Source organism: Gracilibacillus dipsosauri (genome assembly GCF_003176895.1).
Lineage (GTDB): Bacteria > Bacillota > Bacilli > Bacillales > Amphibacillaceae > Gracilibacillus > Gracilibacillus dipsosauri.
Window position 1 is genome coordinate 652,151 of the sequence record NZ_QGTD01000008.1, and the last position, 17,673, is coordinate 669,823.

A 17,673-nucleotide genomic window follows, 5' to 3' on the forward strand; every position below is an offset into this window, starting at 1 on the left:
GCCACTTTTTTATTCCTTATCTAGTGTTACATTTTTAGCTGGAGAAAATGTAGAAATAGCATGCTTAAAAATTAACTGCTGCTTACCTTCTGTTTCAAGCAGAACAGTAAAGTTATCAAAAGCTTTTACTACTCCTCTTAATTGGAAACCATTTGTTAAGAAGACCGTAACGGGAATGCGTTCTTTTCGTAATTGATTTAAGTATTGGTCTTGAATATTGACTGATTGAGACATTGCAAATCCTCCTCATTTTTCTCTATACTTTACTAATTCTATTTTTTTATTAGGAATCCTTCTAAATCACTTAAAATAATTCGAAAAACTTTCTCCTTCGTCTCAGGAAGTATGGAATACCATTGTACCGGCATTTTATTTTTGAACCAAGTATATTGTCTTTTGGCAAACCTTCTAGAATTTCTTTTCAAAAGATCCAAGGCACCTTCTAGTGATATCTCGCCTTTATAATATGGTATCAATTCCTTATATCCGATCCCACGCATAGACTGTGTGTGTTCATATCCATTATCAAGCAATTTCTTCACTTCTTCTAAAAGGCCATCTTCTACCATCTGATCCACTCTTGCATTAATTCGATCATACAATACAGCTCGGTCCATATCTAATCCAACAATATAAGCATCATAGAGCATCTCATTCTGATCCTGTTGGTATTCTGTCATCGTCTTGCCTGTCCGATCATATACTTCTAATGCTCTTATTAATCTTCGCTTATTATTGGGATGTATTTTCTCTGCTTGTTCAGGATCGATTTGCTTTAATCTCTCATAAACTGCTTCTATACCTTTTGTTTCGATTTCTGATTCAATTCTTTGCTGATAAATAGCATTACGTTCTTCCTCTGCGAACTGATAGTCATAAAGTACGGATTGGATATATAAACCCGTGCCACCGGCAATAATCACGGTTTTATTACGCGCAGCAATTTCTCGAATGGATTCTCTAACTCTTTTTTGAAAATCAGCAACTGAAAAAGAGTCTGCTGGATCTAAAATGTCAATAAGATGGTGAGGAATACCAGCCATTTCCTGTTCCGTTACTTTTGCCGTACCAATATCCATTTCACGGTATACCTGCATGGAATCTCCGCTAATTATTTCTCCATTAAATTCTTTGGCAACTTTAATACTTAAAGCTGTCTTACCAACAGCAGTTGGTCCTACTACTACGATTATTTTCTGCTTCATACTTGCTCCCTTTCATGGGTGAACACTTCTATCATCACTAGTATACACGATAACGATCATTTCTTCATCTTTTTACATAACTCGTTTAAACATTTTCTCCATTTCATATTTTGTAAATTGAATAATAATCGGTCGTCCATGAGGACAAGTAAAAGGCTCCTCGCAAGCTCTTAAATCATCTAGTAATCTTCGCATATCTTCCAAGTTTAAATAATGATTCGCCTTTATCGATCTTTTACACGACATGAGGATCGCTGCTTCTTCTCTTAACTTAGGAATATTTACTCTCTGATCTCGTATTAATTGATCGATAATCTCACGAATAATTTCCTCTTCTTCCCCTTTCGGAAACCAGCTAGGATAAGAACGGATAAGATACGAATGGTGGCCAAATGATTCAAAGAATAAACCTATTCTCTTTAACTCTTCCGAATATTGTTCAATAAACAGTGCTTCTTGCTGTGTAAATTCAAATGTGATTGGAACAAGTAAATCCTGCAGTTCTCGTTCTACCTCCCCAATTTTTTCACGGAAAAACTCATACTTTATCCGCTCTTGGGCTGCATGCTGATCAATGATATATAACCCTTCATCATTTTGAGCTAGAATATAGGTTCCATGATGCTGTCCGATTGGATAGAGTGTCGGTACTCGTTCCTCTATAGATTCGTTTTCTATCTCTTGTTTTTCGTCCTGTTCCAGCCAATTTTCATGAAGCAATATCTCCTCGGAAGATGTTGCGATATTGTCATCATGTTGTTGCTCGATGTTTGGCTCTACTAAAGGACCTTCATTAATCTGAAAATTAGATGCACTATCCTCCTGAAGAGTTGGCTGTTCCTCTGTTGGCTGAGAGGATTCTTCGAAATAAAACTGTGGCTGGACCGTTTTTTCTTTTTCTACAGACTTAGGTGCACCACTTGGTATTAAGGTTTCTTGATGAAAAGCATCCTTAATCATTTGTTCAACAGCTGCAAATAGCTCTTTTTCTTTACTAAAACGCACCTCTAGTTTGGTTGGATGGACATTTACATCAATTAAGATTGGATCCATTTCGATTTGTAATACAACGATAGGCTGACGACCAATCGGAAGAAAGGTATGATATCCATTGGCAATCGCTTTTGCTAAACCAATACTACGAACATATCTCCCATTAATTACCGTTGTAATATAATTCCTCGACGCTCGTGTTATCTCTGGTTTTGCAATATACCCTTTCACTTCATAATCCATTGTCCGCGCTCTAACTGGAATCATTTTTTTCGCTACTGAAAAACCATAAATGGCTGCAATAATTTGTAATGTGTCCCCTTTTCCGGAAGTTTGAAAAATTCTTTTACCATTGTGTGTTAGTTCAAAACGAATATCCGGGTGGGAAAGTGCCATCCGATTAATAATATCAGTAATGTGCCCTAATTCAGTATGGACGGTTTTTAAATATTTTAACCGTGCAGGAGTATTAAAAAACAAGTCTTTTACCGTAATCTCTGTTCCTCTTCTCGCATCACTATGTCCTTCTGATTGTAGCTCTCCACCTTCCAGCTCCAGCACGGTTCCTGCCTCTTCACCTGTCGAAGTCTGAATTCGCAATCTACTAACAGCGGCAATACTTGCTAATGCTTCACCTCTAAAGCCTAATGTCTTCACATGAAAAAGGTCATTTTCATTCGTAATCTTACTTGTTGCATGTCGTAGAAAAGCATTCTTACATTGATCAGCCGGGATTCCCACTCCATCATCTGTTACTTTAATGGTTTGAAGTCCTGCTTCTTCTATATCTACTTTTATCCAGTTACTTTTGGCATCTACACTGTTCTCTACCAGTTCCTTTACGACAGAAGCTGGGCGTTCTACTACTTCTCCTGCCGCAATTTTATTGGCTAGAAAATCTGGTAGTTCCATAATTTTCATCATAGAATCAACCCTTTTTTACCTGTTTTTGCAATTGATATAATTGATTCATTGCTTCCATTGGTGTCATTTCTAAAATGTTTAACTTTTTTAACTTATTGACAAGTTCTGACTCTGCTTGTTTTTCTTTTTGCTTCATTGGTTTCTCTTCCACAAAGAAGCTCATCTGCTCTATATCAGATGCTTCAGAGTCTATGGAACGATGAGTCATACTGCTGTCGTTATGTTCCAATTGCTCTAAAATGACGTTGGCTCGATTGATCAAAGAATCGGGTAAACCAGCAAGCTTAGCGACATGGATTCCATAGCTCTCATCCGCAGCACCTTGATGAATTTGATGTAGAAATACGACTTCCTCGTTAATTTCTTCTGCACGAACGTGAATATTTCTTAACCCATTGAGCTTTTCTTCTAAACTAGTTAACTCATGATAGTGTGTAGAAAATAGGGTCTTGGCATGGATATACTCATGAATATGCTCAATAATCGCTTGAGCAATGGCCATTCCATCATACGTGCTCGTGCCTCGACCAATTTCATCCAGTAGAATAAGACTATTGTTCGTTGCGTGTTGAACAGCATGCTTTGCCTCTAGCATCTCCACCATAAATGTACTTTGTCCAGATACAAGATCATCTGCAGCACCAATTCTAGTGAAGATCTGATCAAATATAGTAAGCTGTGCTGATTTTGCTGGAACAAAACAGCCAACCTGTGCCATGATGATAGTGAGCGCTAATTGTCTCATATACGTACTTTTACCAGACATATTTGGCCCAGTAATTAGTAACATAAACTTATCTTCATCTAATTGAATATCATTTGGGACAAATGCCTCTTCTTTCATGACTTTTTCTACTACAGGATGACGGCTTTCCACAAGCTTAACACTATTAGTATTTGTGAAGGTTGGGCGAACATAATTATTCTCTTCACTAACCGTTGCAAAGCATTGTAGAACATCGATTTCACTAATTCGTTCCGCTAGCTTTTGTAAGGCAGGGATATACTGTTTTACCTTCTCGCGAATTTCCAAAAATAGTTGATATTCTAGCTCAACGCTTTTTTCTTCTGCTTCTAGTATCAGTTTTTCCTTCTCTTTTAAATCATTCGTAATAAATCTTTCTGCATTTGTTAAAGTTTGTTTTCTTTCATATCTACCTTCTGGAATAAGGTGAAGATTGGCCTTTGTTACTTCGATATAGTACCCAAATACTTTATTAAAGCCAACCTTTAATGACTTTATATTCGTTGCTAGCTTCTCTTTTCTTTCTAGCTCTGCTATCCAGTCCTTTCCATTACGAGAGGCATCTCTATACTGATCTAGTGTAGCATGAAATCCGTCCTTTAGGATATTGCCATCTGTAATCGATAATGGTGGCTCCTCGATAATACTTTCTTCTAATAAGTTGGTTAGTTGTGGTAAGGAATCTAACTCTTCTGCTAATTGATTTAGTGCTTTATTATCAAAATGATGTAGTAATTGTTGTATCAACGGAACATTTTTTAATGATTTTTTTAATTGAATGAGATCACGTGCATTAACATTTCCAAAGGAAACCCTCCCTGATAGGCGCTCTAAATCATAAATAGATCTTAATGCTTCCCGTAAACCTTCTCGTTCCATAAATTGATCATAAATACCTTCTACCATATCTAAACGGGCTTCAATCAACGTGCTTGTGAGCAATGGCCTTTCTAGCCATTTTTTTAATTTTCTTGCCCCCATTGCCGTTACTGTGCGATCAATGACCCATAACAAACTCCCGAATTTTTCTTTTCTCATCATAGAAGCGGTAATTTCCAAATTGCGTTTGGAATACATATCCAAGGTCATGTATGCTTCTAATTCAATTTCTTGTGCCTTCTTCAAATGTTCAAACGAACGTTTTTGAGTTTGAAAGAGATAATTGTATAGTGTCATACAAATATCGTGTAGCTCTCTATTCCTTACATCCTCAATTAATATCTGCATATTATCAGGAAATTTCTCGTGACGAGGGGTAGAAAGCGTCAATTGCATTTTTTCGATTAATTCGCGTTGATAATCCTCCTCTAGCTCCTTCTCTACAATAACCTCCTTTATCGGGCGATTAAATAATTCACTTAATACTGCTTGCCAGCCTCTGGTTATTTTCATTACGAAGGTTTCCCCTGTTGTCATGTCAGAATAAGCAAAAGCAAACGTAGATGGACCTATTTTTTCTATAGCTGCTAAATAATTATTCTCTCGGTCATTTAGCATTTTTCCTTCCATCACCGTACCAGGTGTGATCAATTGGACCACTTCCCGTTTTACTACACCTTTTGCCACTTTTGGATCCTCCACTTGCTCACAAATGGCTACCTTATAACCTTTTTCTATTAATGTTTTTATGTAATTTTCGGCAGAGTGGTACGGTACCCCACACATCGGAATTCTGTCTGCTGTTCCTCCATCTCTACTTGTTAACGTAATTTCTAGTTCTTGTGCAGCTTTCTTAGCATCTTCAAAAAACATTTCATAAAAATCGCCTAAACGAAAAAATAGAAAACTATCTTTATAGTCAGATTTTATTTTTAAATATTGCTGTATCATCGGCGTATAACCCATTATTTTTCCTCCAACATTGCTATCATTCATTCCACATTATAACACAGAATAAGAAGAGTTGAGAAAGGTTGAAGTCAAAAGCTATTACATGAAAGAAAAAGGAAGATTTGATATAGTTAAACTAGATGTTATAAAAGGAGTTGATAGAATGTATCGCAAGGTAGAAGATTTTTTAGTAGATTGGAAAAATGAAGCTGATGGAACAAGTAGGGTTCTTGCAGCGATGACAGATGATAAGCTCGAACAAGCTATTGTACAGGGGCATAACACATTAGGATGGCTAGGCTGGCATTTAGCAACATCTCCTGCTTTATTTGCAGGGTTAGTAGGACTTGATGTGAAAGCCAATTCTCAACAGGAAATACCAGATAAAGTACAAACAATTTTAGATGCCTATAAGAAAATAGTAAACGATATACAGGAAGCCGTCGAACAACAGTTAACAAATGAGTTACTAAATGAAGAAGTAGAAAGCTTTGGTTTGATGGTTCCACGTGGTGCCTTACTCAAGAAATTAGTGGATCATCAAACACATCATCGCGGACAAATGACCGTTCTCCTTCGTCAAGCTGGACTAACTGTTCCAGGTGTTTTGGGGCCTACTAAAGAAGAAAGTAATTAAGAGAATCCCATGTAGCAAACATCCATCGTATGGTTTGAGACATTGCTTAGCTTCTGGTGGTTCAAGTTACATATGCCAATTTGTATAGGAAGCCAAGCACTTAAACGTTCTGTATAAGTGCTTGTTTCTTATACATGAGTCTTCCATTAGTAGGAGCTTACGGACGATTTTGCAAAAAAAAAAATACAGTGTGGAAATTGCCACACTGTAAGTATTACTCTTCCTCATCATTTGCAAGAAAATCTGGATCGATCGAGTCTAGTTCATCATCTGAGATGGCTAAATCCCATTCTTCATCATCGTAAACTTTTCCTTCTGGATCAACTTTTACGCAAACTTTCGTTTCTCCAACCACTTCCACAAGAAACTCACGTTCTACATCAACTTTGATCTTATTTCCTTTTGTTTCAATCGTACATTCTAAACAATTAGGCTGCTGAATGACCTTTGCAATTACTTCACATTCATCCCCTAGATGATGTTTGTCACGAATGGATAAAGGTATTTTATCGCAATATTCAACTCGTTCAGAAACTACCTCAGTCTTCGTATTATCATTGAAAGCATACCATACATTAGCATCATAGCTTCCTTTAATTTCAACTGTTTCGTCGTTGATAAGTTTTGCATGATAGTGATGATTTATAATCCAACAGCCAAGTATACTTGAAGGTCGATGAGTTGGTGTAATATAATTCGTATCTTGTTTGAACTTTCTACCTTTGCCAATTACCGCTTTCGTAATAATTTCTCGGTATTGTTGGTCAAGAAAAGACATGTAATGTTAACCTCCCTCTTAATTCATTTCCATCATATGCGAGATATTCACCTATAGTGCCTAAATCTTTTTAAGGAGTGTAGGCCATAGATTCTACTCCATCCTATGCAAATGCCTAGAAATGTGTACATAAAAGAGAGGATTTTTTCATTGAAAGCAATATCTAGAAGCTAATAAAAGCATCACTATAGAAATTCTATAATGATGCTCCATTTTTACTAACAATGTTCATTTTTACTGGAACCAGTAGTACCTGCAAGTACGTCCCCACCAGTTGAACGAATGACTTCATTGGTAATTTCACGAGCAATGGTGTTGGTTACTAATTGTAAAATATCATTAATAACAACCTGTGTATCCTTAAATTCTTGTACGATAGGAATTTCGTCAATTTCTGCTTGTAATCGGTCGATTTCTTTTTCTACCTTTTTCAAGGCTTCTTCCTTACCATATGCTTGAAAGTTAACTGCTTGCTTTTGCAATGCTTTGATTTTTTTAATCGTACTTTGAATTTTAGTACTTTCATTAAGTTTTGCTTCTAACTGCTTGAATCGCTCAATTTCTTCCATACTGGCCATCTTCCTAGCCAAATCATGCGCTTCTTCTAATACCTCTTTTTTTGTATATTTTGCCATATTAATTCACCTCAACTGCTGACTCAACTAATTCTCCATCTAATGTCCACGTTTTGGTATTCGTGATTTTCACTTCGACGATTTCCCCAATAATAGATTTTGGTCCTTTGAAATTAACTAATTTATTACGTTCTGTATATCCTGAAAGAACGTCTGGATCCTTTTTACTTTCGCCTTCCACAAGAACCTTGACCGTTTTACCTTCATAATGTTTCATAGCCTCTGCAGATTGTTTATTTACTAATGCATTCAGACGTTGCAATCTTTCTTTTTTCACTTCCATTGGAATATTATCTTCCCATTTAGCTGCTGGTGTACCTTCTCTCGGTGAATAGATAAAGGTATAAGCACTCTCAAAGCCTACCTCTTCGACTAATGACATCGTTTGCTCAAATTGTTCATCTGTTTCGTTAGGGAATCCTACAATAATATCTGTTGTTAATGTAGCATTCGGCATAGCTTCTCGAATCTTGCGGACAAGCTCTAAGTAATCCTCTCTTGTATAGCGTCGTGCCATAACTCGTAAAACCTCTGAACTACCTGATTGTACTGGAAGATGAATATGATCTAATAAGTTTCCACCTTTTGCGAGTACTTCAATTAAATGATCATCAAAGTCTCTAGGATGGGATGTCGTGAAACGAACTCTAGGAATATCAATCTTTCGGATTTCATCCATTAAGTCCCCTAAACCATAGTCTATGTCCAAATCCTTGCCATAAGCATTGACGTTTTGTCCAAGTAAAGTAATTTCTTTATAACCTTGGGCAGCTAAATGGCGAACTTCCTGAATAATATCCTCTGGACGACGACTTCTTTCCTTACCTCTTGTATATGGAACGATGCAATATGTACAGAACTTATCACACCCATACATAATATTCACCCATGCTTTAATCTTACCATTACGAACCTTAGGTAAATTTTCAATAATATCTCCTTCTTTTGACCACACTTCTACCACCATTTCTTTACCGAACATTGCCTCATTGATTAGTTTCGGTAATCGATGAATATTGTGTGTACCGAAGATAAGATCGACAAATGGATGCTTTTTCAAAATACGGTTTACTACTGATTCCTCTTGAGACATACAGCCACAAACACCAATAATTAAATCAGGATTTTCTGTTTTTAATGGCTTTAAGTGCCCAATTTCTCCAAACACTTTATTTTCCGCATTCTCACGAATTGCGCAAGTATTTAATAAAATGATATCTGCATCATCCGTACTATCTGTTGATTGATATCCCATATTCGTCAAAATACCTGCCATTACCTCTGTATCATGTTCATTCATTTGACAGCCATAAGTACGAATTAAAAATTTCTTCCCTTTTCCAACAGCTCGCATCTCTAAAGGAATATCAAAATCATAATGAATATCTACGTCTTTTTTTCGTCGACTTCTGGCTTTCTTTAAGTTTGGTGGCTCATAGGTAGTTTGAAAATATTTTGATATTAATTCATCACTTGAAAGCTTTTTTAAGCGGTCTAAATTGCGATTCGGTTCGGATTTTACGTCCGTTGAATCACTTTGCTTAATTTGTTGACTTTCTAATCGTTGTTTCTCGTTCATTCTTTAAAAACTCCTTTCACAAGATCAAGAAAAACTACTTCATCTATTATATGGGATATAGAGACGAATTACAAAATCTAATTACCTAGAATGGTAAATTTTCAACGAAATTGTTGGACGTAATTCGATTTAGCGTATAATCTGATAATAAAGTTTTTAAATAGGAAATAAAGGCTGGATATTGATCAATGTTCTTTAATTGATCTGCTAAGTCATCACTACCATCAAAATCTGATCCAAAAATGATATTCTTTTCTGCGCCTTTATGTAGTAAATAATCAATATGCTGGTAGATATCATCATACGTGGCGTATTGCTTAGTAGTAAGGAACTCGCGAACAAAGTTAATACCAATTAAACCTCCTTTTTCTATCAATACCTGGATTTGCTTGTCATCTAAATTACGTGGATGTGGATGAACAGCTTGCACGTTTGCATGGGAGACCATTGGAAAATCAGCTAACTGAACGGCCTCAAAAAAACCACTATAAGATATATGGGCTAAATCTGTCCATATGTTGTATTGATTCAATAACTGGATTACTTCCTTCCCAAACTCTGTTAATCCAGCACCTCTTTGCTCCATCACTCCATCTGTCACAAGGTTTGGATTATTCCAGGAGAGTCCGACCATTTTTACACCTAGATGTAGTAGTATCCTTAACTTATAAAGATCACTGCCAATTAAATCCAACCCTTCCAATGTAAGTATAGCCCCACGTTCCGTATTTTTTAGCGAGAGAATATCTTGCTTATTCGTAATAAATTTTATCTCGGGATATGGTTGAATGATTTTGTCGAAAAAGAGGTCAATCATCTGTAGTCCTGTCGTGAATTTCGCTTCCATTGGTACTTCAGGTGGTACAAAAATGGCAAAGCATTGAACTTGGACATTACTGTTCAGCCATTTCTCTCTATTTACAGATAAACGGGAGTCATTTGCAAATTCATAGGCTTTTGACCACATTTTCCAAAGTGCGTCACAATGACAATCAATCATTTCCCCTTCTCCTCCTATCTAAAAAACCTGTTTGTCCGGAAACAAACAGGTTAATCCATTATATCGATCTTATCTTGGTTCTACAATAAGTTTAATGGCCGTACGTTCTTCATTATCAATCATGATATCAGTAAAAGCCGGAATACAAATGAGATCTACTCCACTTGGGGCTACAAAACCACGAGCAATAGCAACTGCTTTCACTGCTTGATTTAATGCACCAGCACCAATTGCTTGAATTTCTGCGGAACCACGTTCACGTAAGACATTTGCAAGTGCGCCTGCTACAGAATTCGGATTTGATTTTGCTGAAACTTTTAATATGTCCATTCCCTAGTACCTCCTTCAATTCCTATTGTTATCCCACTTTTACTATATTCAGCTACATGAAAGATATTCCTTTTTATTATGAAGGATAAGATAAGAAAATTCAAATCTTTTGTCAGGTTTTCTCAGTACTGTCAAGGCTTGTTTAAGAGAAGAATGGATGATCATCATTGATTTGTACTCTATCAATCTGCTTGGATTTTCCAGTCACTGGATCTATATCAATAACCACTGCACTTAATTGTGTCGGACCGGATTTGGGAACTTCAAATCGAACAGGTAAACCAGTTAAAAATTTTTTTATAACGGCCTCTCTATCCATTCCCAATATCCCATCATACGGTCCAGTCATACCGACATCACTGATATAGGCTGTTCCATTAGGCAACACACGATTATCTGCTGTTTGTACATGTGTATGTGTCCCCACAACAGCACTTACTTTACCATCCAAATACCAGGCAAATGCTTGTTTTTCACTTGTCGCTTCTGCATGAAAATCTACAAATACGATATTGGTTCTTTTTTTCGCAAGTTTAAGCAGTTCATCTATTTTACGAAAAGGATCATCTGCTGGCTGCATAAAAGTGCGGCCAAGTATATTAATTACTGCAATTTCTTTCCCATTAGATTTTACAAAAACTACTTCCTTTCCTGGCGTACCAGGCGGTAGATTAGCAGGGCGGACCATGTAAGTTGCTTCATCAATAAACTGGAAAATGTCTTTCTTATCCCATGTATGATTTCCCATCGTAATCGCTTGAACGCCAGATTCCAACAAGTTTTTATAAATTTTTTCGGTTATTCCTTTACCTGCTGCTGCATTCTCACCATTTACAATCGTTACATGTGGTTGATATTTTGACTTTAATTTCGATAAATAGCTTTGCACCATTTCTCTGCCTGGAGATCCAACAATATCTCCGATAAATAATAATCTCATGTTTTGACTACCTTTCTCTGTTTATACCAACAGTTTTACATACTACGAGAAAAAAGTCCAATTCTTCTAATTTTAGAGGCAGAAATATAAAGAACCTAACTATTTAATTAAAAAAGCTAATATATGAGAAAATATTTGAGTTGGTTTTTCCTCTAATACTAAATGTCCAGAATCAGGAATAATATGGAGTATAGAATTTGGAATAGATTCATTAAGCTGGTGGGCTTTTTCAACTGGTATCCACTCATCTATTTCTCCCCATAATATGAGTGTAGGGACATTCATATCTTTATATTGGGCTTCTATTTCTTTCGTATATTTCATATCTGATTGAGCAATCTGGCGATAGAATGCCTTTTTCCCCTTTTCATTACACCAATAGCTAACTATACTTTTGATAATGTTTTCATCTAATGGATTATATAAAGCACTCTTAACATAAGTTGTCACTAAATTCTCATGTATATAGTCTGGTAACCCTTGAAAGGCTTCTTCGTAGTTAGCTATATGTCGAAAGAATGGTGAACCCCATTCTCCTATAGCCACAGGATCTATTAAAACAATCTTTTCAAAATCTATTTGATTTACAATATGGGTTCTTAGTGCTGTACCCCCACCAAAATCATGACCAATTATGATAGGTTTAGAAACATCCAAATGTCTTAATAATTCATTTAATACTTCATTTTGTATCCCTAATGATACGTCAGTCTCTATTTTCTCTGATTGCCCGTAACCAATTAGATCATAATAATATACCTTATACCAATCACTCAAAGCATCAATTAAATGTCTATAGTTATAAGCTGACCAAGGTGTACCGTGTACTAGAACCAAAGCTTTACCTTCCCCTTTGACGTCGTATTTTATTTTTCCATAGCTAGATTGAAAAGACTTGGTTAAACGAAAGTTACTCATTTCATCACTCCATAAAATTTAATTGAAAAATTCACCTTGGTTGATCACATGTATTTGCTAGTAAAAGGAGAAAAAATTTTATCTAATAAAATATCCGAACTCCATTTAGAATTTGATATTCTTAATGGATGTTCGGATATTTTGGTTAGCTTCATTCATTTGGCTCATGGCTCAAATAATTATTTCGCGTATTCTACGGATCTTGTCTCACGGATGACGGTTACCTTGATATGACCAGGATAATCTAATTCATCCTCGATTCGTTTACGAATATCTCTTGCAATCTTCGTTGCCTCTAAATCATCAATTTCATCTGGTTTAACAATAATGCGAATTTCTCTACCGGCTTGAATAGCAAATGATTTCTCCACTCCATCATATGATTCAGAGATTTCTTCTAATTTTTCTAAACGTTTAATATAATTCTCGAGAGTCTCACTTCTCGCTCCTGGTCGAGCAGCAGAAAGTGCGTCAGCGGCTGCAACAATAACAGAAATAGTAGATGTTGCTTCTTCATCACCATGATGGGAAGCAATGGCATTGATTACCACTTCATTTTCTTTATATTTACTTGCTAATTCCTTTCCAATTTCCACATGACTACCTTCCACCTCATGGTCGATTGCTTTACCGATGTCATGCAATAGTCCAGCACGCTTTGCTAAGGTTTGATCTTCACCTAGTTCCGCCGCTAACAATCCAGACAAGTAAGCTACTTCAGTAGAATGTTTTAATACATTTTGTCCATAGCTTGTACGATATTTTAGTCGACCAAGGATTTTCACAAGGTCTGGATGAAGTCCATGAACACCGACTTCAAAGGTTGTTTGTTCTCCGTAATCACGGATATATTCATCCACTTCACGGCGGGATTTATCTACCATTTCTTCAATTCTCGCAGGGTGTATACGTCCATCCTGAACCAATTTCTCTAATGCAATTCTAGCAATTTCACGACGTATAGGATCAAAACCTGATAAAATAACCGCTTCTGGAGTATCATCAATAATAAGATCTATCCCTGTTAGTGTTTCAAGTGTTCGAATATTTCGACCTTCACGACCTATAATTCGACCTTTCATCTCATCATTTGGAAGATTCACAACGGAAACAGTTGTCTCAGCAACATGATCTGCAGCACAGCGTTGAAGTGCGAGCGATAAAATATTTTTCGCTTTTTTATCCGCTTCTTCTTTTGCCTTATTTTCAGCTTCTTTAATAATTAAAGCTGATTCATGTGTTACTTCCTCTTCAACTCGCTGTAAAATAATTTGTTTCGCTTGATCAGTGGTATAGCCTGAAATTCGTTCCAATTCTGTTTGTTGCTCGCGTAACATTTCTCCAACTTTGCTTTCCATTTCTTCAATTTGTTGTTGTTTTTCTGTTAGCGAACCTTCTTTCTTCTCTAACAATAACTCACGCTTATCTAATGTTTGATCTTTTCGATTAAGATTCTCTTCCTTTTGCATGAGACGACTTTCAAGCTTCTGTATTTCCACGCGTCGTTCACGAAGCTCTTGTTCTGCTTGCTGGCGAAATTTGTGATTCTCATCTTTTGCCTCTAATAAAGCCTCTTTTTTCGCTACTTCAGCATTTTTATTGCCTTCTTCGACAATTTGTTTAGCTAATTGCTCTGCACTCGAAATCTTCTTCTCAGCAATTGTCTTTCGAATCAGATAACCAACAACAATACCGACAAATGTAAGCAAAATGGAGATGATAATGCTTAAGGGTTCCATACTTTCACCTCCTCTTGCTATAAACTTGTACAACTTTTTTAAGTCGGCATGTACAATGAATACTCATTTAAATTGTATAACAATTATAATTATACATTCTAATTTTAATCCTCTATATTATAGTTGTCAAGGATTGTAAAATTTTAGTGAGTAAAAATGGAACGCTTTCATCATTTGAATAATAGTCTTTTTCGATCCACCTTCTTCTAAAAGTAGTAGAATTAGAAAAAGAGTTGAAGACAAGTCATTTTATTAATTTCCCTAATAAAATGAAGCTTTTCCTCAACTCTATCACTTTTTATGAACGTAAGCTAACATGAAAACTCTCAATGATGGTAGGCTCGTATTATTCTTTTTCTAGCAGTTCTTGTTGTTCTTCTGACATATCACTCACTGGTACTTCTTCATCTAAATTATAATGTGTTCTAATTGCTAACTGAATTTCGTTGGCAATATCAGGATTTTCCTTTAGGAATTGCTTTGCGTTTTCCCTACCCTGTCCAAGTCGTTCTTCATTATAGGAGTACCATGCACCACTTTTCAATACAATATCTAAATCAGAGCCTATATCGAGAATTTCACCCTCTTTTGATATTCCTTCACCGTACATAATATCAACTTCAGCTTGTTTAAATGGAGGGGCTACTTTATTTTTCACTACTTTAATTCTAGTTTTATTCCCTACCATATCATTTCCTACTTTAAGCGTTTCTGCTCTTCGAACCTCTAGTCGAACAGAAGAGTAGAATTTAAGTGCTCTACCACCTGGGGTTGTTTCAGGGTTACCAAACATAACTCCTACTTTTTCACGGATTTGGTTAATAAAAATAGCCGTTGTTTTAGATTTATTAATAGCTCCAGACAATTTTCTTAGAGCCTGGGACATTAAACGAGCTTGAAGACCAACGTGAGAATCTCCCATTTCACCTTCAATTTCTGCTTTTGGAACTAATGCCGCAACAGAGTCAATGACGAGCATATCGATTGCACCACTGCGCACTAATGCCTCCGCAATCTCCAATGCTTGTTCTCCGGTATCTGGCTGAGATAGTAATAACTCATCTACATTAACTCCTAATTTTTTCGCATAGACAGGATCTAAAGCATGCTCAGCATCGATAAATGCTGCCTGTCCACCATTTCTTTGTGCCTCTGCAATAGCATGAAGGGAAACAGTCGTTTTACCTGACGATTCAGGACCGTAAATTTCTACTACTCTACCTCTAGGATAACCACCTACGCCTAAAGCCACATCTAATGCAATCGAACCACTAGAAACAGTTGCTACTCTTTGTTCAGCTCGTTCCCCTAATTTCATAATCGACCCTTTACCAAATTGTTTCTCTATTTGTTTCAAAGCCATATCTAAAGCTTGTTTTCTATCGCTCAACGTAATTCCTCCTTTAATCTACTAGTACTATCTTACACTGTTTTACTTTCGATTACAAGCAAAAAGACGAATAAATGTTCCCTTTTTTTCTACCCTTTATTTTGCTAATAAATCTTGTTTCTTCTTCAATAAAAGAGCATTTTTTCTAACAACAAGGTTGGAAAAAATGCTTTTTATATGAAAAAAATTTATGATAAGAGACTTTATTCCTTTAATAATCGAAATAATAATTCCAATCCTTTTTTTACTACTCGACGCTGAATGGTCTCTCGATCACCATTAAAATGGAATAAGTATGTATGACACTGATCGTTTGGATCACAAATGCTTATATAAACAGTACCTACTTTTTTTCCTTCAATTGAATCTGGTCCAGCAACACCGGTAAAGCTTATTCCTATATCTGATAAATAATGTTTTTTTACTTGTTGAGCCATGGCTTCTGCACATGCTTCACTAACCGTACCATGGTCCTCGATCAGATCCTGTGAAATGCCAAGTACCTTTTCCTTTATAACTGGTTGATAAACGGTTGCACTACCTTGAAAAACAGAAGAAGAGCCTTCCCGCTTTACTATTGCGGCAGAAAAAGCACCACCAGTCAAGCTTTCCGCACTTGCCAGGGTTAGTCCTTTCCCTTTTAGCAAACCGAATATTTTCTGATCCAACGTCACTTCATCATGACCATATAGAAAATCTCCAACAATACTAGCTATCTTTTGCTCTAATTCGTCTATCAATTTTTCCGCTAACTCTTTTGACTCGGCTTTTGCCGATAATCTTAATCCAACTTCTCCTTCTGTTGCTAATGGTGCAATCGTTGGATTGGTTTGATTCGAAATTAATAATTGCAACTCGTGCTCTAGCTGTGATTCACCGATTCCGATAAATCGAAGCATACGAGAATATATAATGGATTTAGTCGGATAAAGCTGTTCTATGTATGGGAGAATATGTTCGCTCATAATAGCTTTCATTTCTCGTGGAACACCTGGCATAAAGATCCAATAAGTATCCTGATATTCTTGAACGATCCCAGGTGCGATACCTACAGAATTATTAAAAACGGTTGAACCTTCGAACACACGTGCTTGCTTTCGGTTATTTGGAGACATAGACTTTTGACTATTTGAGAAAAACTGATGAATTTGATCCATCGTTTTTTTATCCTCGACAATTTTTAAGCCAGTCATTTTTTGAAAAGCTTCTCTCGTCAGATCATCCTCAGTTGGTCCTAGACCTCCTGTAATGAATACAATGTCCGATCGATTAGCAGCCGTTTGAAACACTGCTGCTAATCGATCAAGGTTGTCTCCAACTACACTATGGTAAAAAACAGATACACCTCTACTCGCCAGTTTTTCAGACATCCATGCAGCATTGGAGTTCACAATCTGACCAAGTAATAGCTCTGTACCAACAGAAATGATTTCAGCTTTTGGTTCCTTAATCACTTAGATTCCTCCATCACATGCCAATTTTTCACGAAGTATTCGATCCCTGAAATAACGGTAATGACAAGTGCTGCATATAACAAAATATCTCCAACTGAAAAGGCTAGTGCATTAAATGGAATATTATTTAACAATAAAACAATAATCGCTACCATTTGTAGTACTGTTTTAAGCTTTCCTAGTTTACCAGCAGCAAGTACTATTCCTTCACCAGCAGCGACTAATCGCAATCCTGTAACGGCAAATTCACGACTGATGATAATAATCACTACCCATGCAGGTGCGGAGCCTAAATCAATCAGTAAAATAAAAGCAGCTGATACTAACAATTTGTCTGCCAAAGGATCTAGAAATTTCCCTAAATTTGTTACTAATTGATACTTTCTCGCGTAATATCCATCAAGCCAATCAGTAGCCGCAGCCACTGCAAAGATAACTAATGCGACAAATTGTACAACGGAAAGCTCTGTATCATTTATCGTCCAACTTCCCCATTCAAAGGGGTAGGATAATAATAGAATAAAGATTGGGATAAGCATGATTCGTGAAATGGTTATTTTATTTGGGACATTCATC

At 36.4% G+C, this 17,673-nt stretch carries 16 protein-coding genes; 1 reads left to right on the forward strand and 15 read right to left on the reverse strand.

Translation table 11 applies throughout. The annotated features are described in order from the left end of the window. Positions 1–9: 9 nt before the first annotated feature. The 4 genes from hfq to mutS all read right to left on the reverse strand — a co-directional run bounded on the left by hfq (position 10) and on the right by mutS (position 5,712). Positions 10–234, reverse strand: coding sequence for an RNA chaperone Hfq (hfq, locus tag DLJ74_RS10270; protein WP_054788850.1), 225 nt, complete (start codon positions 232–234; stop codon positions 10–12). A 38-nt stretch (positions 235–272) separates the two neighbouring features. Next, positions 273–1,205 (reverse strand): tRNA (adenosine(37)-N6)-dimethylallyltransferase MiaA, encoded by a 933-nt coding sequence (gene miaA, locus DLJ74_RS10275; protein ID WP_109984386.1) that lies wholly within the window; start codon positions 1,203–1,205, stop codon positions 273–275. Between the two features lie 72 nt (positions 1,206–1,277). Next, positions 1,278–3,119 carry a DNA mismatch repair endonuclease MutL gene (gene mutL, locus DLJ74_RS10280; protein WP_109984612.1) on the reverse strand — a complete coding sequence of 614 codons (1,842 nt, stop codon included), beginning with the start codon at positions 3,117–3,119 and terminating at the stop codon, positions 1,278–1,280. A gap of 7 nt (positions 3,120–3,126) precedes the next feature. Beyond that, a complete protein-coding gene (gene mutS, locus DLJ74_RS10285; RefSeq protein WP_109984387.1) occupies positions 3,127–5,712 on the reverse strand; it encodes a DNA mismatch repair protein MutS in 2,586 nt (861 codons plus the stop codon). 148 nt (positions 5,713–5,860) lie between these two features. Between mutS and DLJ74_RS10290 the strand changes: the two genes are divergently transcribed. After that, the gene (locus DLJ74_RS10290) at positions 5,861–6,334 is read left to right on the forward strand and encodes a DinB family protein (RefSeq protein ID WP_109984388.1); all 474 of its coding nucleotides are present in this window, start codon (positions 5,861–5,863) and stop codon (positions 6,332–6,334) included. A gap of 214 nt (positions 6,335–6,548) precedes the next feature. On the opposite strand, the gene DLJ74_RS10295 is transcribed toward DLJ74_RS10290, so the two are convergent. The 11 genes from DLJ74_RS10295 to pgsA form a co-directional block, all read right to left on the reverse strand. After that, positions 6,549–7,112, reverse strand: coding sequence for an outer spore coat protein CotE (locus DLJ74_RS10295; RefSeq protein WP_054788851.1), 564 nt, complete (start codon positions 7,110–7,112; stop codon positions 6,549–6,551). 218 nt (positions 7,113–7,330) lie between these two features. Beyond that, the gene (locus DLJ74_RS10300) at positions 7,331–7,747 is read right to left on the reverse strand and encodes a YlbF/YmcA family competence regulator (RefSeq protein ID WP_054859462.1); all 417 of its coding nucleotides are present in this window, start codon (positions 7,745–7,747) and stop codon (positions 7,331–7,333) included. A 1-nt stretch (position 7,748) separates the two neighbouring features. Continuing rightward, positions 7,749–9,326: a tRNA (N6-isopentenyl adenosine(37)-C2)-methylthiotransferase MiaB gene (gene miaB, locus DLJ74_RS10305; RefSeq protein ID WP_109984389.1), complete on the reverse strand. Its 1,578-nt coding sequence runs from the start codon at positions 9,324–9,326 to the stop codon at positions 7,749–7,751. A gap of 85 nt (positions 9,327–9,411) precedes the next feature. Next, a complete protein-coding gene (locus tag DLJ74_RS10310) occupies positions 9,412–10,326 on the reverse strand; it encodes a dipeptidase (RefSeq protein ID WP_109984390.1) in 915 nt (304 codons plus the stop codon). A 69-nt stretch (positions 10,327–10,395) separates the two neighbouring features. Further along, the gene (locus DLJ74_RS10315; protein ID WP_003468886.1) at positions 10,396–10,656 is read right to left on the reverse strand and encodes a stage V sporulation protein S; all 261 of its coding nucleotides are present in this window, start codon (positions 10,654–10,656) and stop codon (positions 10,396–10,398) included. Between the two features lie 142 nt (positions 10,657–10,798). Continuing rightward, on the reverse strand, positions 10,799–11,596 hold the full coding sequence (locus tag DLJ74_RS10320; RefSeq protein ID WP_109984391.1) for a TIGR00282 family metallophosphoesterase: 798 nt from the start codon (positions 11,594–11,596) through the stop codon (positions 10,799–10,801). Positions 11,597–11,695: 99 nt separating this feature from the next. Next, positions 11,696–12,514, reverse strand: coding sequence for an alpha/beta fold hydrolase (locus DLJ74_RS10325; RefSeq protein ID WP_109984392.1), 819 nt, complete (start codon positions 12,512–12,514; stop codon positions 11,696–11,698). Positions 12,515–12,693: 179 nt separating this feature from the next. After that, a complete protein-coding gene (rny, locus tag DLJ74_RS10330; protein WP_109984393.1) occupies positions 12,694–14,253 on the reverse strand; it encodes a ribonuclease Y in 1,560 nt (519 codons plus the stop codon). Positions 14,254–14,599: 346 nt separating this feature from the next. Beyond that, positions 14,600–15,643, reverse strand: coding sequence for a recombinase RecA (gene recA, locus DLJ74_RS10335; RefSeq protein WP_109984394.1), 1,044 nt, complete (start codon positions 15,641–15,643; stop codon positions 14,600–14,602). 203 nt (positions 15,644–15,846) lie between these two features. Then, a complete protein-coding gene (locus DLJ74_RS10340; RefSeq protein ID WP_342767739.1) occupies positions 15,847–17,097 on the reverse strand; it encodes a competence/damage-inducible protein A in 1,251 nt (416 codons plus the stop codon). Further along, positions 17,094–17,672, reverse strand: coding sequence for a CDP-diacylglycerol--glycerol-3-phosphate 3-phosphatidyltransferase (gene pgsA, locus DLJ74_RS10345; RefSeq protein WP_054788856.1), 579 nt, complete (start codon positions 17,670–17,672; stop codon positions 17,094–17,096). Before pgsA ends, DLJ74_RS10340 begins: the two co-directional genes overlap by 4 nt. Position 17,673: the final 1 nt, after the last annotated feature.

Bases quoted from the DNA above. Each gene is read 5' to 3' on its own strand.
- DLJ74_RS10300 (WP_054859462.1), bottom strand. From the start codon at position 7,747: ATGGCAAAATATACAAAAAAAGAGGTATTAGAAGAAGCGCATGATTTG.
- hfq (WP_054788850.1), bottom strand. From the start codon at position 234: ATGTCTCAATCAGTCAATATTCAAGACCAATACTTAAATCAATTACGA.
- DLJ74_RS10295 (WP_054788851.1), bottom strand. From the start codon at position 7,112: ATGTCTTTTCTTGACCAACAATACCGAGAAATTATTACGAAAGCGGTA.
- miaA (WP_109984386.1), bottom strand. From the start codon at position 1,205: ATGAAGCAGAAAATAATCGTAGTAGTAGGACCAACTGCTGTTGGTAAG.
- pgsA (WP_054788856.1), bottom strand. From the start codon at position 17,672: ATGAATGTCCCAAATAAAATAACCATTTCACGAATCATGCTTATCCCA.
- mutS (WP_109984387.1), bottom strand. From the start codon at position 5,712: ATGGGTTATACGCCGATGATACAGCAATATTTAAAAATAAAATCTGAC.
- DLJ74_RS10310 (WP_109984390.1), bottom strand. From the start codon at position 10,326: ATGATTGATTGTCATTGTGACGCACTTTGGAAAATGTGGTCAAAAGCC.
- DLJ74_RS10290 (WP_109984388.1), top strand. From the start codon at position 5,861: ATGTATCGCAAGGTAGAAGATTTTTTAGTAGATTGGAAAAATGAAGCT.
- rny (WP_109984393.1), bottom strand. From the start codon at position 14,253: ATGGAACCCTTAAGCATTATCATCTCCATTTTGCTTACATTTGTCGGT.
- miaB (WP_109984389.1), bottom strand. From the start codon at position 9,326: ATGAACGAGAAACAACGATTAGAAAGTCAACAAATTAAGCAAAGTGAT.
- DLJ74_RS10315 (WP_003468886.1), bottom strand. From the start codon at position 10,656: ATGGACATATTAAAAGTTTCAGCAAAATCAAATCCGAATTCTGTAGCA.
- DLJ74_RS10320 (WP_109984391.1), bottom strand. From the start codon at position 11,596: ATGAGATTATTATTTATCGGAGATATTGTTGGATCTCCAGGCAGAGAA.
- mutL (WP_109984612.1), bottom strand. From the start codon at position 3,119: ATGAAAATTATGGAACTACCAGATTTTCTAGCCAATAAAATTGCGGCA.
- DLJ74_RS10325 (WP_109984392.1), bottom strand. From the start codon at position 12,514: ATGAGTAACTTTCGTTTAACCAAGTCTTTTCAATCTAGCTATGGAAAA.